General features: G+C 40.1%; 13 protein-coding genes. 10 read left to right on the plus strand and 3 right to left on the minus strand.

The window, feature by feature from the left end:
• Positions 1-63: 63 nt before the first annotated feature.
• From lepA to pdxJ, 6 genes are all read left to right on the plus strand, one after another.
• Positions 64-1,851, plus strand: coding sequence for a translation elongation factor 4 (lepA, locus tag H5186_RS01875; protein WP_182717004.1), 1,788 nt, complete (start codon positions 64-66; stop codon positions 1,849-1,851).
• 39 nt (positions 1,852-1,890) lie between these two features.
• Positions 1,891-2,826, plus strand: a complete 936-nt coding sequence (lepB, locus tag H5186_RS01880; RefSeq protein WP_149980897.1) for a signal peptidase I — start codon at positions 1,891-1,893, stop codon at positions 2,824-2,826.
• 2 nt (positions 2,827-2,828) lie between these two features.
• Entirely contained in the window at positions 2,829-3,506 is a 678-nt protein-coding gene (gene rnc, locus H5186_RS01885; protein WP_145237595.1) for a ribonuclease III, read from the plus strand.
• Positions 3,496-4,428, plus strand: a complete 933-nt coding sequence (era, locus tag H5186_RS01890; RefSeq protein ID WP_145237593.1) for a GTPase Era — start codon at positions 3,496-3,498, stop codon at positions 4,426-4,428. Before rnc ends, era begins: the two co-directional genes overlap by 11 nt.
• Positions 4,429-4,445: 17 nt before the next feature.
• Positions 4,446-5,135, plus strand: a complete 690-nt coding sequence (recO, locus tag H5186_RS01895; protein ID WP_145237591.1) for a DNA repair protein RecO — start codon at positions 4,446-4,448, stop codon at positions 5,133-5,135.
• A 62-nt stretch (positions 5,136-5,197) separates the two neighbouring features.
• Positions 5,198-5,929, plus strand: coding sequence for a pyridoxine 5'-phosphate synthase (gene pdxJ, locus H5186_RS01900; protein ID WP_149980896.1), 732 nt, complete (start codon positions 5,198-5,200; stop codon positions 5,927-5,929).
• Positions 5,930-5,999: 70 nt separating this feature from the next.
• On the opposite strand, the gene H5186_RS01905 is transcribed toward pdxJ, so the two are convergent.
• The 3 genes from H5186_RS01905 to H5186_RS01915 form a co-directional block, all read right to left on the minus strand.
• Complete coding sequence (locus H5186_RS01905) at positions 6,000-8,963, minus strand: TonB-dependent receptor domain-containing protein (RefSeq protein ID WP_182717006.1); 2,964 nt, start codon at positions 8,961-8,963, stop codon at positions 6,000-6,002.
• Between the two features lie 257 nt (positions 8,964-9,220).
• Entirely contained in the window at positions 9,221-9,412 is a 192-nt protein-coding gene (locus H5186_RS01910) for a hypothetical protein (protein WP_149980895.1), read from the minus strand.
• Between the two features lie 54 nt (positions 9,413-9,466).
• Entirely contained in the window at positions 9,467-9,640 is a 174-nt protein-coding gene (locus H5186_RS01915) for a DUF1328 family protein (RefSeq protein WP_145237585.1), read from the minus strand.
• Positions 9,641-10,158: 518 nt separating this feature from the next.
• Here H5186_RS01915 and H5186_RS01920 point away from each other — a divergent pair.
• The 4 genes from H5186_RS01920 (at position 10,159) to H5186_RS01935 (ending at position 13,922) form a co-directional block, all read left to right on the plus strand.
• Positions 10,159-10,407 (plus strand): OadG family protein, encoded by a 249-nt coding sequence (locus H5186_RS01920; protein WP_182717007.1) that lies wholly within the window; start codon positions 10,159-10,161, stop codon positions 10,405-10,407.
• A gap of 10 nt (positions 10,408-10,417) precedes the next feature.
• Positions 10,418-12,202 carry a sodium-extruding oxaloacetate decarboxylase subunit alpha gene (gene oadA / locus H5186_RS01925; RefSeq protein ID WP_182717008.1) on the plus strand — a complete coding sequence of 595 codons (1,785 nt, stop codon included), beginning with the start codon at positions 10,418-10,420 and terminating at the stop codon, positions 12,200-12,202.
• A gap of 11 nt (positions 12,203-12,213) precedes the next feature.
• Entirely contained in the window at positions 12,214-13,344 is a 1,131-nt protein-coding gene (locus H5186_RS01930; protein WP_145237582.1) for a sodium ion-translocating decarboxylase subunit beta, read from the plus strand.
• 401 nt (positions 13,345-13,745) lie between these two features.
• Positions 13,746-13,922, plus strand: coding sequence for a hypothetical protein (locus tag H5186_RS01935; protein ID WP_167542971.1), 177 nt, complete (start codon positions 13,746-13,748; stop codon positions 13,920-13,922).
• Positions 13,923-14,011: the final 89 nt, after the last annotated feature.

The following is a 14,011-nucleotide window of genomic DNA, read 5'->3' on the forward strand; positions in this document are numbered from 1 at the left end:
TTAAATGTAAAATTACGGCTTTATACACTCAGTCCATTAAAATAGAAGTTTAGAATCCAGTTTATGAAGCATATCCGTAATTTTTCGATCATCGCCCATATTGACCACGGTAAATCGACCCTTTCAGATCGTTTGATCCAAGTTTGTGGTGGTTTAACAGACCGCGAAATGCAAAAGCAAGTATTGGATTCAATGGATATTGAGCGCGAGCGTGGTATCACCATTAAAGCGCAAAGTGTAACTCTAAATTATAAAGCCAACGATGGTGAGACTTACCAACTTAACTTTATCGACACCCCTGGACACGTTGACTTTACTTATGAAGTATCGCGTTCACTAGCAGCGTGTGAAGGTGCATTATTAGTTGTTGATGCCGGTCAAGGTGTTGAAGCGCAAACTCTAGCGAATTGTTACACCGCCATCGAAATGAATTTAGAAGTAATTCCGGTATTAAATAAAATCGATTTACCACAAGCTGATCCACTTCGTGTAGCCGAAGAAATTGAAGATATTATTGGTATCGATGCCCTAGATGCCGTGCAATGTAGCGCTAAAACAGGTGTGGGTATTGCCGAAGTTCTTGAAATGATTGTTAAGGACGTACCGCCACCAGAGGGTGATAAAGACAAGCCGCTACAGGCGCTTATCATCGACTCATGGTTTGACCCGTATCAAGGTGTAGTATCGCTGGTGCGTATTAAGCACGGTGAATTAAGAACGGGCGACAAGATAAAAATTATGTCGAACGAGCATATACACACTGCAGATCAGGTTGGTGTTTTTACACCAAAGCAAACCAACACCGGTATTTTAAGAACTGGTGAAGTAGGTTTTGTTATTGCGGGTATTAAAGAAATACATGGTGCGCCAGTAGGTGACACTATTACCCATCAAAAAAATGCAGCACCTGAGCGCTTACCGGGCTTTCAAAAAATTAAACCACAAGTTTATGCCGGTATGTTTCCAATTGCCTCGGATGAGTATGAATCATTCCGTGATGCGCTTAATAAACTAAGCTTAAATGATGCGTCGTTATTCTTCGAACCAGAAAATTCAACAGCACTTGGCTTTGGCTTTCGCTGTGGCTTCTTGGGCATGTTGCACATGGAAATCATTCAAGAGCGTTTAGAGCGTGAATACGATATTGACTTAATTACCACCGCACCAACGGTAATTTACGAAGTTGTAACTAAGGAAGGTACGATTCAGATTGATAACCCATCTGATTTACCTGCTGTAAATGATATTTTAGAAATTCGTGAGCCCGTTGTTGAAGCTAATATTCTTGTACCACAAGAGTATTTAGGCAGTGTTATTACGCTTTGTATTGAAAAGCGTGGTATGCAAACCAAGATGAACTATCACGGTAAACAAGTCGCAGTTACTTATGAACTGCCAATGGCTGAAGTGGTGATGGACTTTTTCGATAAGTTAAAGTCAACCAGTCGTGGCTTTGCCTCGCTTGATTATAACTTTAAGCACTTTCAAACATCAGACATGGTACGTGTTGATATTTTGATCAATGGTGAGCGTGTTGATGCACTTGCGATTATTGTTCACAGAGACAGTGCGCAATCGCGTGGTCGTCAACTAGCTGATGCATTGAAAGAGCTTATTCCTCGTCAAATGTTTGATATTGCGATTCAAGCGGCAATAGGTGCACACGTTATTGCCCGTACCACTGTTAAACAGTTACGTAAAAACGTAATCGCGAAGTGTTATGGTGGCGACGTGAGTCGTAAGAAAAAGCTACTTCAAAAGCAAAAAGATGGTAAAAAACGTATGAAGCAACTAGGTAATGTTGAAGTGCCTCAAGAAGCATTTTTAGCTATTCTTAAAGTTGGTAAGTAAGTTTTTTAACCAAATTACGTAAGATAAAGGATTTAATGCATGGCAGGTTATTTTTCAATATTTTTAGTGTTGTTAACTTTAGGCTCAGGCTTAATTTGGTTAATTGACCATTTTATGTTTGCACCAAAAAGGCAGCAACGCTTAGCTCTTGCGCAAAGTTCTGCTGGCGGCGAGCTCGATGAAGAAACTGCAGCACTAATTGCGCCAGAACCGACGATTACTGAAACGGCAAAATCAATTTTTCCGATGATTGCGGCTATTACGATTTTTAGATCGTTTATATTCGAGCCGTTTCAAATACCATCAGGTTCAATGATGCCGACACTATTAGTTGGCGATTTTATCTTAGTACAGAAATATTCGTATGGCGTGAAAGACCCTGTTTGGCGTACTCAATTAGTTGATGTGGCAGAGCCAGAACGTGGTGATATTGTGGTATTTAAATACCCATTAGATGAAAGTATCGATTATATTAAACGTGCGATTGGTTTACCGGGTGATAAAATCGTTTACCGTGATAAGCGTTTATACATTCAGCCAAATTGCGAACAAGGACAAACACAACAAGGTGACTTATTGTGTAATGAATTTAATAAAATTGATATGGAGATCATTAATCGCGATGAATTTAAGCAAGGCTCTATGGATTTAGTTCGGTTAGATGAAAATTTGACTACGCTAAAACATAATATTTTAATTAACCCTGAAGCGCTGGAAATGAAAGGGCGTTACTATCAACAACCGGGTACACGTTCTGATGAATGGGTAGTGCCGGCTGATCATTATTTTATGATGGGTGATAACCGCGATAACAGCCAAGATAGTCGCGTATGGGGCTTTGTGCCAAAAGAAAACTTGGTGGGTAAAGCTGTCTTTATATGGATGAGTTTTGAATTTGAGAATGGCCCAGATGACATTTTACCAGGCTGGGTTCCAACTGGTGTTCGTTTTGAACGCCTAGGTAATATTCAGTAACAATGAAAAAAAATGTAACAGAGTTATATAGCAAAATAGGGTATACCTTTATTGATCAAGTATTGCTTGAGCAGGCGATGACCCATCGCAGCCATAAAGGACAACACAATGAACGCTTAGAGTTTTTGGGCGATTCCATTTTAAGCTTTGTCATTGCCAATGCTTTATATAGTAAGTTCCCCAAAGCGCGTGAAGGCGATCTTAGCCGCATGCGTTCAACGCTTGTGCGTGGACAAACCTTAGCTGAATTTGGTTTAGAGTTTGGCCTAGGTGATTACTTACGCTTAGGGCCGGGTGAGCTTAAAAGTGGTGGTTTTAGACGTGAATCAACTTTAGCTGATGCGGTTGAAGCAATTATTGGTGCGGTATTTTTAGATGCTGGCATTGATGTTTGTGGAGACTTGATTTTAGCGTGGTATGAATCTCGCCTTGATGCCATTTCGCCAGGTTTAAACCAAAAAGATCCTAAAACATTGCTACAAGAATACTTACAAGCCCGCAAATTACCTTTGCCAGGCTATACTGTAGTTGATACTAAAGGTCAGGCACACAATCAAACGTTCACGGTTGAATGTATTGTTGAAGGTATGGATAGCATCATCTCAGTTGGCAGTTCTCGTCGTAAAGCTGAACAAAAAGCCGCTGAAAAAGCGTTGAAGATACTTAAAAATGAATCTTGATACATTGATCCAACCGCACACGCGTGATTTAGATACTTTTTGTGGCATGGTCGCTATTGTTGGCCGCCCAAACGTTGGTAAATCTACCTTGCTTAATGAAATTATTGAGCAAAAAGTAAGTATTACCTCGCGTAAACCGCAAACCACACGCCACCGTATTATGGGTATTCATACTGTAGGTAAGCACCAAGCCGTGTATGTTGATACACCAGGCCTGCATGTTGAAGAAAAGCGTGCCATTAACCGTTTAATGAACCGTGCTGCTTCAAGTTCATTAGGTGATGTTGAGCTAGTTATTTTTGTTGTTGAAGGTACTCATTGGAATGCTGACGATGAAATGGTGCTTAACAAAGTAAAGCAAAATGGCAAACCGGTATTACTTGTGATGAACAAAATTGATCAAGTAAAAGACCGTGACCTTGTGCTACCGCATATGAAGTGGTTAGGCGAAAAGTTTGATTTTGTTGGCATTATGCCAGTATCTGCGACTCAAGGTAAAAATATCAACCTGATCAAAGATGAAGTAACTAAGCGTTTACCACCGTGTGAATTTTACTTCCCTGAAGATTACGTAACAGATCGTTCTATGCGCTTTATGGCAGCCGAAGTGATCCGTGAAAAGTTGATGCGCTTTATGGGTGAGGAGCTTCCTTACTCAGTTACCGTTGAAATTGAGCAATTTAAATGGCAAGAAAATGGCATTTGGCATATCAATGGCTTGATTTTAGTTGAGCGTGAAACGCAAAAACGTATGGTTATTGGTAATAAAGGCGAAAAGCTTAAAGTGATTGGCCGCGAAGCCCGTAAAGATCTCGAAGAAATGCTTGATAATAAAGTGTTTTTAGAACTTTGGGTGAAGGTTAAATCAGGTTGGGCTGACGACGAGAGAGCACTTCGCAGTTTAGGCTATGGTGAAGATTAATAGCCTAAGCGATATTTATGGATAGCGACTTCTACACGGCATATTTATTACACCGACGTCCTTTTAGTGACTCACAAGTAATGCTTGATATGTTAGTAGAAGGCGTTGGCCAGTTGCGCATGCTGGCGCGAATTAGCGGTCGCCAAGCAACAAAATACAAAGCTCAGTTACAACCCTTCCAAGCCTTACTGGTAAATTATACCGGTAAACACGACCTGAAATATATCCAACGATTTGAACTACATGGCACGCAATCCACACTAGTTGGGGATCAGCTTTATTGTGGGTTTTACCTCAATGAACTAACCAACCGCATTGTACCAATTAATGAACCGATTGATCATGCCTATCAATTGTATAAAACTCACCTACAACAGCTTAACCAGCACCCTAATTTACAAGCTGTATTACGTTCTTATGAATTTCAACTATTAGAATTATTAGGCTATGGCGTTGACTTTAGTTTTGATGCCGCAGGCGATCCAATTTCGGCAGAGCAAACGTATAGTTACTTTGCTGAATACGGCTTTGTTGCCCAAGAAAATCAAGGCAGTGGCTTTTCTGGCGCGCAGTTAAATGCAATTGCAGCTCATGACTTTAGTGCGCCGGATGTGTTATATATGGCAAAACAATTAAGTCGTCATTTAATGAAGCCTTTATTAGGCAAAAAACCATTAAAAAGTCGCGAGCTGTTTATATCCAAATAGTTTGGGTATTCACCAACAATCTTAATACGGTATTTTTAACCGTTATTTTTACAGGTAAAAAAATGAAAGATATTCTTTTGGGTATAAACGTTGATCATATTGCTACCTTACGCCAAGCTCGGGGTACAAATTACCCAGATCCAGCACATGCTGCGAGTGTTGCTGAGCATGCTGGCGCTGATGGGATCACTATTCATTTACGTGAAGACCGTCGTCACATTCAAGATCGTGACGTGTATGTGATGGCTAAAACAATCCAAACACGAATGAACCTTGAAATAGCGGTTACAGATGAAATGATTGATATTGCTTTAGATGTTAAGCCAGCTTATGTTTGCTTAGTACCAGAAAAACGCGAAGAGTTGACCACCGAAGGCGGTTTAGACGTTGTTGGTAATCTAGATAAGATTAAAGCCGCGACAGCAAAATTAACTGACGCCGGTATTAAAGTATCATTATTTATCGATGCAGACAAAGCACAACTAGATGCAGCTAAAGCCTGTAATGCCCCTTATGTTGAAATTCATACTGGCGCTTATGCGGATGCGCAAACTGATACCGAGATACAAAAACAACTTGAGCATATTCATCAAGGCGTAAAGTATGCAGCAAGTTTGGGTTTGATAGTAAACGCCGGCCACGGTCTTCATTATCATAACGTGAAACCGATTGCTGCTATGAAAGAAATTTACGAATTAAACATTGGTCACGCAATTATAGCGCGCGCAGCCATTGATGGATTAGATAAAGCAGTACGTGACATGAAGCGACTAATGCTAGAAGCGAGAGCATAGCCATTGTAATAAATTATAAACATGCACCGCATAAAGTGCGGTGCATGTTAATGCAACTGAAAGGATTTATTTAAAATTGGACTTTAATGCCCATTTTAAATTTGCGGCCAAGTACATCATAGTTACTTGGGAATGTATTACCTGAGTTAGAGCTGGTATCGCCAGCTTCACCACCAACGACAGGTGGTTCTTTTTCAAAAATATTATCTATACCGAAATTAACTACAATGTTTTCTGTTGCGTAATAACTAGCAAATAAATCAAAGTAGTCGTAGCTGTCAATGCTTCTAAAATCTTCAAAAACATTCGGGGCTTCAATCGGCTCTACTTCAACGCCATCTATATGACGCCATTGTAATGACATTGTTAAATCTTCCCATACCCAGCTAGTACGTTGCACCCAACGAAGCTCTGATACAGGGTCACAACTGGTACTGAAGTAACCTTTACAATCGATTATTCTAGCTGTGTCTGAGCTTTGTGACTCCTGTGTTAGATATTTATTGATATTACCTGAAAATTGCAATTCGCCCATTTCGTCCATTAGTACAGCAAAGTTAAAACCAAGTTCGATACCTTCAGCACGTTGGCTTTTCAAGTTAGTGGTGAACTGTTCTATACCAGCTCCAGCAATTGTTAAATCACCACCAATTCTATTTATTTTTGCACACTCATTGGTATCGCCAAGTACATAACAAGCATCAAGAATTTCTTGAGCAGAAAAGTTGCCAATAATATTACTAATATCAATATCATAGTAATCTAATGTGATTGTAAAGTTTTCAAGCGCATCAAACTCAGGCGTCCACACAATACCTGCTGTAAATGTGTCTGCTTCTTCGGCCCCCGGAGGATTCAGAGGATCACTACCGCTAATAACTTGTACTTGCCCTGAAATAACATTTTGCACATTACCAACTTGCGCTTCAGTCATTCCAGTTGATATACAAAGCTGTTTTAATGTTTCATCAATATTACCTGCATTAGCTACTGAACACGGGTCACTTTGAGCATTATCTAATCCTGTGACTACAGGGGATGCAATCTCACCAACATTAGGTGCACGAGTAGCTTGTTGTTGCATGACGCGGACTAAAATATCGCTGACTGGACGCCAATTAAAGCCTAACTTCCAGGTTTCATTGCTACCAACTGTATCATAATCAGCCCAACGAAAACCAAACTCAACATCAAGCGTTTCAGCACCTGGTAACCCATCTAATACCGGCAAGTACCCTTCCATAAATAACTCATCAACGGAGAAACCGCCAGAGATTGGAAGTTGATTACCGCCAGCACCACCTTGGCAGCTTGCTGGAGCAAGCTTTAAACATTCGTCAGGCTCAAATAAGCCTTTTTCTTTACGCTTTTCATAGCCAAAACTCATTGCCAGTGGTGCGCCAGCGCCCGGAATTTCAATAAAGTCGAATGAGCCATTTACACTAGCAGTGAAAACTTCTTGGCTGTATTTTTGTTGTTGCAATGCAATTGCTTGTGCATAACCTGCCATTTCTTCGGTGATTGAACCAAAACCACCAAATAAGTTGATAGGAACACAACTAGAATCACCATTTTTACAAGTAACGCCATCTGTAGTATCAAGCGCGTTTTGAATGTTAGTTAAGTTGGTGTAACCACCACGAACAGTTGTTCGGTTAGATTCACCATATTGATAGCTTGCATCATATTGCCAATCATCTAAAAAGTAACCTGTAACCCCAGTCACCATTTGAAATTGAGTGCTGTCAAATCGTTCTGTTCGAGCGCCAAGCTCTAATGTACGTCTTCTAAGTTGAACTGACAGGTAGTCAGCTTCATCAACAATACCATTGCCATTTATGTCTTGCCAATTAGATGTATCTAAACTTCCTTCACCTAAAGCAGCCGTAGCGCCATCGATCATAAATTGCCTTGCTTGATCGCCTATTAATGGATTGGCTAATGGTAAATTGAACACAGATCCAAAAGTACCAGAAGGAGCTACTTGGGTATCAACACTGGTATTAGTAAAGTTCACAGATGAATAAACTTGGTGATCATCTGTCAGGTAGTAATTACCAATAGCTGTTGCTGAATAGCGTTCAGATGGTGTTTGATAGAAGTTGTATGGGTTGAAGTTGAATACACTACACTCAGTAGCGGCTAATGTGCCATCATTTCTGAATTGGCCACTACCATTACCGCCAGCACCAACAATTGTAAATCGAGTAGGAAAAGCGGTGGTAGATCCACCACTTTCGACGGAGTTTGGACCACTACATGCATCAGGAGCTGGGATTGGCGGCTCGCCATTTAAGAATTGTTCATAGTTAGCACCCGTTTTAGTTTCAATTCCTAGCAGGCCTAATGGTCTATCACCTAATAAAATTTGATCTCGTTGTGTCCAACCTAGCGATAACACTACATTACCTTTGTCATCTTCAAGATTAGAACCCAGAGTAATACTGAAGCTGTCTTTATCACCGTCACCATCGCCAGTTTCTGAATGTTTGGCGTCAAAAACCACCCCTTGGAAATCATCTTTTAGCACTATGTTGACAGCGCCCGCTATTGCATCAGAACCATAAACGGCAGATGCTCCACCGGTAACAATATCAATTCGTTCAATTAATGCACTGGGGATGGTTGAACTATCTACGGCACCATTATAGTTATATGGGATCATACGACGGCCATTCATTAATACTAATGAGCGTTGAGCACCAAGACCGCGTAAGTTTATTGTAGCTGCACCGCCAGAACCATTATTAACGTTACTACCATCACCAGGTACTGTTGCTGGTAAGTTTCTTAATATTTGTTCAACTTCAGGTTCTTGTTGAAAACCAAGTTCTTTTTCTCCAATGGAAATGATAGGACTAGCGGAAACAGCTCCTGGTTGGCGAATACGGCTACCTGTAACAGAAATAACTTCGACGTCTTTGTCGACTTCAGTTTCTTGTGCTGTGGAAAGTGGTGAATAGATGAGTGCGGTTGAGACAACCCCTGCACTAAGTGCATATTTCACTGCAGATGAAATTCTACTTTTTAACATTGTAATCTCCCAAATATTTATAATAATTAGGCTAAATACAACAGGAAGCACATTGCAGATGCTTCCTCTTAGCTTTTTAAAGATAGTCATTAAGTTGGGACATACAAATAATTTAAAGCGTCAAAATATAAAATTTTGAAAAGTTTGAAATGTAAAACGAATGAAATACGGCAGGGTAGATAAAAAGATTGTTTTTAAACAGTAGCTTAAATAAAAAAGCGGCTTCGGAAGCCGCTTTTTAATCTTGAATATATTTATTAACAGTTAGTCTCTTTAGCGTTAACGCCTTCTTTTACTTCTTCACAGGCGTCTTCTACTTTGTTTTGTACGTCGGTAACAGCTTCATCGATGCGCTCACCGGCCTCTTCTGCATGATTGTCTTCACAACCCATGATAAAAAAACTAGCGAATAAAGCGATCACAGCGGTTTTAATAGTTGTCGATTTCATAATGTAATTCCTTGTAAAAATAATAAATGTGTTGTTATTTAAAATAAATTGTTATCACTTAGGGACATTGCCGCGCAATGCACCTGAAACGAGTGAAATAACTAACAATACAATAAAGATAAAAAAGATAATCTTAGCAATTCCTGCTGCGGCACCTGCGATACCACCAAAACCTAACACTGCAGCAATAAGTGCAATAACTAGAAATGTAATTGTCCAGCGTAACATTGTCGTCTCCTTGGTTTGTAAATTTGTTCGGAGTAAATAATGCTAGTTACATGCCATGTATTTAAATCCTTTATTATCAATGTCATAGGGGTTTATTTCATTTCTCTTCATAAATTAGGTGGGAATTATTTACAGCTTTATCTGTAACTTATACTCGACGCTCTAAAAATCAATATTTAAGTCGTTTTTTGGTAAGACCAATTTCATTTTTGAGCCATTTTGTATTTAATCAAGCGGTTGTTCAGTCGTTCAGTCGGTAGGTTTTCCAGCTGCGGATAAGCTTTTACTTATAAGTTATAGCTATATTCAGTATTTTTATCATCTATATCCTATGAAATTATAGCAAAATGTAGAGTGTTAACTTTGCTGAGCATATGTTAGCTTTGTATTAATTGGTTTTACCAATTTACAAAGTGTTGGACTTGGTCTTTTTCTTTGTTATGATTGTTGCATAATTATTTAAATAAAGTGATTTTTTACCTAGCGGGGCTGGGTGGAAATAATCAGGGGGGAGCAGGATGGATATAGGTCAGTTACTTGCTACAGCAGCAAACTTAATGATCACCGGGATGGTGGGCGTTTTCGTTTTTCTTTCGTTGTTGATTTCAGCAATTACCATTATGTCTAAATTAGCGAGTCGTTTTGAACAGCCGGTTGCAACAACGCCAACGCGTACACCGTCAATCAAAGCATCAGGTGTATCAAGTGAACACATCGCTGCGATAAGTGCAGCCATAGCTCAATACAAAAATAAACAAAAACTATAAGGAGTTACTTGTGGCTAAATTAAAATTAACAGAATTAGTACTTAGGGACGCGCATCAATCATTATTAGCAACGCGTATGCGTTTGGATGACATGCTACCGATTGCACAAAAATTAGATGATGCAGGTTATTGGTCGATCGAATCATGGGGTGGGGCTACTTTTGATTCATGCATTCGTTATTTGGGTGAAGATCCTTGGGAGCGTATTCGTGCTCTTAAAAAAGCTATGCCAAATACTAAACAGCAAATGTTATTACGTGGTCAAAACCTTTTAGGCTATCGTCATTATGCCGATGATGTTGTTGAAAAATTTGTAGAGCGAGCGCACAAAAATGGTGTTGATGTGTTTCGTATTTTTGATGCGATGAACGATGTTCGTAATCTTGAAACGGCTATTAAAGCTGCAATTAAAGTTGGCGCACATGCACAAGGTACAATTTCGTACACAGTAAGCCCGGTTCATACACTTGATATGTGGTTAACGCTTGCCAAGCAGCTTGAAGAGTTAGGCTGTCATTCAATTTGTATTAAAGACATGGCCGGTTTGCTTAAACCATACGATGCAGAAGAGTTAATCAAAGCGTTAAAAGAAACAGTCTCTATCCCAATTGCAATGCAGTGTCATGCCACAACAGGTTTAAGTACTGCTACTTACCAAAAAGCGATTGATGCTGGTATTGATATGCTTGATACCGCAATTTCATCAATGAGTATGACTTACGGGCACAGCGCAACTGAAACGATTGTATCGATTGTTGAAGGTACTGAACGTGATACTGAGCTGGATTTAAATCAACTCGAAGAGATTGCTGCTTATTTCCGTGATGTTCGTAAAAAATATGCCGCGTTTGAAGGCAGCTTAAAAGGTGTTGATGGCCGTATTTTATTAGCGCAAGTGCCTGGTGGCATGTTAACTAATATGGAAAACCAGCTTAAAGAGCAAGGTGCTGCGGATAAATTGAATGAAGTATTACTTGAGATCCCACGTGTACGTGAAGACTTAGGTTATTTACCGTTAGTTACACCAACATCACAAATTGTTGGTACACAAGCAGTATTAAACGTATTGACGGGCGAGCGTTATAAAACTATCACCAAAGAAACTGCCGGAGTGCTAAAAGGTGAGTATGGCGTAACTCCTGCGCCGATGAATAAAGAGTTACAAGAGCGCGTACTTAATGGCGCAGAAGTCATTACTTGCCGCCCAGCTGATTTATTGCAACCAGAACTAGAAATACTCCAAGCTGAGCTATTAAAAGAAGCACAAGAGCAAGGTTTAAGCTTAGCGGATGAGCAGATTGATGACGTGTTAACGTATGCATTATTCCCACAAATTGGGTTGAAATTCATTAAGAATCGTAATAACCCAGATGCATTCGAAGCTGTGCCAAGTGCTGAATCTGCTAATAAAGAACAACCAGTTAGCAATAAAAAAAGTAACAGCAACACAGTAAAAGCAGAGCAGTACAGCGTAAAAGTAGATGGTAAAGTTTATGATGTAGTGGTTGCACAAGGCGGTGAGCTTAAAGAAGTAACACTTAAAGATAGTGAGCATATTCCACAATCGGCGTCAGTTGCTTCCGGCGAAACACTTAACGCTCCACTTGCTGGTAACATCTTTAAAATCAAGGTGAAAGCGGGTCAAACGGTAAATGAAGGCGATGTAGTGATCATCATGGAAGCGATGAAAATGGAAACTGAAATTCGTGCAACCCACACCGGTACTATTGCTGAAATTCTTGTTGCTGAAGGTGATTCAGTGGCAACGGGTGACGCTATGATAGCACTAGCTTAGGAGCTCAGAGGATGGAAGCATTATTAAACCTCTGGCAAGCAACAGGTATTGCTAATTTTACATTTCCTGCGCTTATTATGATCGCAGTAGGGTGTTTATTGTTGTATCTGGCAATTGCGCGCAACTTTGAGCCGTTATTATTATTACCAATTGGCTTTGGGGCAATATTAACAAATATCCCCGTAGCGGGCTTATCAGACCCCGGTGGTTTGCTGTATTACGTTTATCATATTGGGATTGATACCGGTGTATTCCCATTATTAATATTTATGGGTGTTGGTGCACTCACTGATTTTAGTGCCTTGATAGCTAATCCTCGTATGTTATTGCTAGGTGCTGCAGCTCAGTTTGGTATTTTTGCAACCTTGTTTGGCGCAATTTTACTAAACTATGTACCAGGTTTTGAGTTTTCTTTACAAGATGCGTCAGCAATTGCGATTATAGGTGGTGCAGATGGCCCGACGGCAATCTTCTTAGCCTCAAAACTTGCTCCTGATTTATTGGGTGCTATCGCCGTAGCTGCATACTCATATATGGCGTTGGTGCCAATTATTCAGCCGCCAATTATGCGGGCTTTAACCACACCAGAAGAACGTAAAATTCAAATGCCACAGTTACGCACCGTATCAAAAAAGGAAAAAATTATTTTTCCGTTAATGGTATTGAGTTTAACGATTTTGTTTTTACCTGCAGCAACGCCACTGGTAGGCATGTTCTGTTTAGGAAACTTGATGCGAGAGTCTGGTGTGGTTGACCGTTTAAGTAATAGTGCACAAAACGAGATCATAAATATCACCACTATTTTCCTTGGTTTAGCTGTAGGCTCTAAGCTTGCTGCAGATAAGTTTTTAACCGTAGAAACAATTGGTATTTTGGTACTCGGCGCCTTGGCTTTTGCAATTGGTACAGCTTCAGGTGTATTTATGGCAAAAGGTATGAACAAGTTCTCTAAATCACCAATCAATCCACTCATCGGCGCGGCTGGTGTATCAGCTGTGCCAATGGCTGCACGCGTAGTTAATAAAGTGGGTCTGGAGAATAATCCGCATAATTTCTTATTAATGCATGCAATGGGACCAAATGTTGCGGGAGTACTGGGTAGTGCTGTGGCTGCAGGTATCTTGTTAGCACTGGTAGGTTAAATAAATCATTAAACTATACCCAGCGAGCTGAGTATGGTGAGGTAACTTTTACTTCCAACCGACTGCGCAGTATTTACTGCGCTTTTTTTTTGCGCTTAGGGTCTGTTGACCTTTCAGGGTTAAAATTTGTTCAAACTAGGGGCGATTTAATCACGGCGCGAGATTTGTAACCTAGTGGGCTAAGTAAAAATCGAGCAACAAAGAGTTAATCGCCCCTAGGCAGAACCCTTCGGGCAGCGCGTGTTTGGCATTTATGCCGAGTTATCTCCTATTTATGGGGAATAACCACACTACATAGGCTCTGCCTTGCCTAAAAACCAAACGCGCAGCTGCAAATTTAACCTCGAAAGATAAACAGACCCTAGGTATACTCGATAGATATTTTATTAAATAGGAATGGTATGAATATCTTCGTGATTTTAATTTCACTGTTTGTTGCATTAATCATTCTTGTGCCACTACTTGAAAAGTATCAGTCTAAAATGGGCCTAGATGGTGCGACTAAATACGCCAAATACATTTGGCCATTAGTGATGATTTCATTGGTTGTGCAATTGATTTATGTGTTGGTGAGGTAGAGCGTAGCTGCCAGTTTTAAGGTCTAGGAGCGGTAAGCTTTAAGTTGTAAGTGATAAGCTCGTGTTTAAATGGACTGTGTAGGTTGGGT

It is taken from the genome of Pseudoalteromonas sp. SG41-2 (assembly GCF_014164535.1).
In the GTDB taxonomy this organism is placed as follows: Bacteria; Pseudomonadota; Gammaproteobacteria; order Enterobacterales; family Alteromonadaceae; genus Pseudoalteromonas; species Pseudoalteromonas rhizosphaerae.

Coding starts and splice junctions, on each gene's coding strand:
- H5186_RS01915 (WP_145237585.1), bottom strand. CDS start 9,640: ATGTTACGCTGGACAATTACATTTCTAGTTATTGCACTTATTGCTGCA.
- H5186_RS01910 (WP_149980895.1), bottom strand. CDS start 9,412: ATGAAATCGACAACTATTAAAACCGCTGTGATCGCTTTATTCGCTAGT.
- H5186_RS01935 (WP_167542971.1), top strand. CDS start 13,746: ATGAATATCTTCGTGATTTTAATTTCACTGTTTGTTGCATTAATCATT.
- rnc (WP_145237595.1), top strand. CDS start 2,829: ATGAAAAAAAATGTAACAGAGTTATATAGCAAAATAGGGTATACCTTT.
- pdxJ (WP_149980896.1), top strand. CDS start 5,198: ATGAAAGATATTCTTTTGGGTATAAACGTTGATCATATTGCTACCTTA.
- H5186_RS01930 (WP_145237582.1), top strand. CDS start 12,214: ATGGAAGCATTATTAAACCTCTGGCAAGCAACAGGTATTGCTAATTTT.
- era (WP_145237593.1), top strand. CDS start 3,496: ATGAATCTTGATACATTGATCCAACCGCACACGCGTGATTTAGATACT.
- lepA (WP_182717004.1), top strand. CDS start 64: ATGAAGCATATCCGTAATTTTTCGATCATCGCCCATATTGACCACGGT.
- lepB (WP_149980897.1), top strand. CDS start 1,891: ATGGCAGGTTATTTTTCAATATTTTTAGTGTTGTTAACTTTAGGCTCA.
- H5186_RS01905 (WP_182717006.1), bottom strand. CDS start 8,963: ATGTTAAAAAGTAGAATTTCATCTGCAGTGAAATATGCACTTAGTGCA.
- H5186_RS01920 (WP_182717007.1), top strand. CDS start 10,159: ATGGATATAGGTCAGTTACTTGCTACAGCAGCAAACTTAATGATCACC.
- recO (WP_145237591.1), top strand. CDS start 4,446: ATGGATAGCGACTTCTACACGGCATATTTATTACACCGACGTCCTTTT.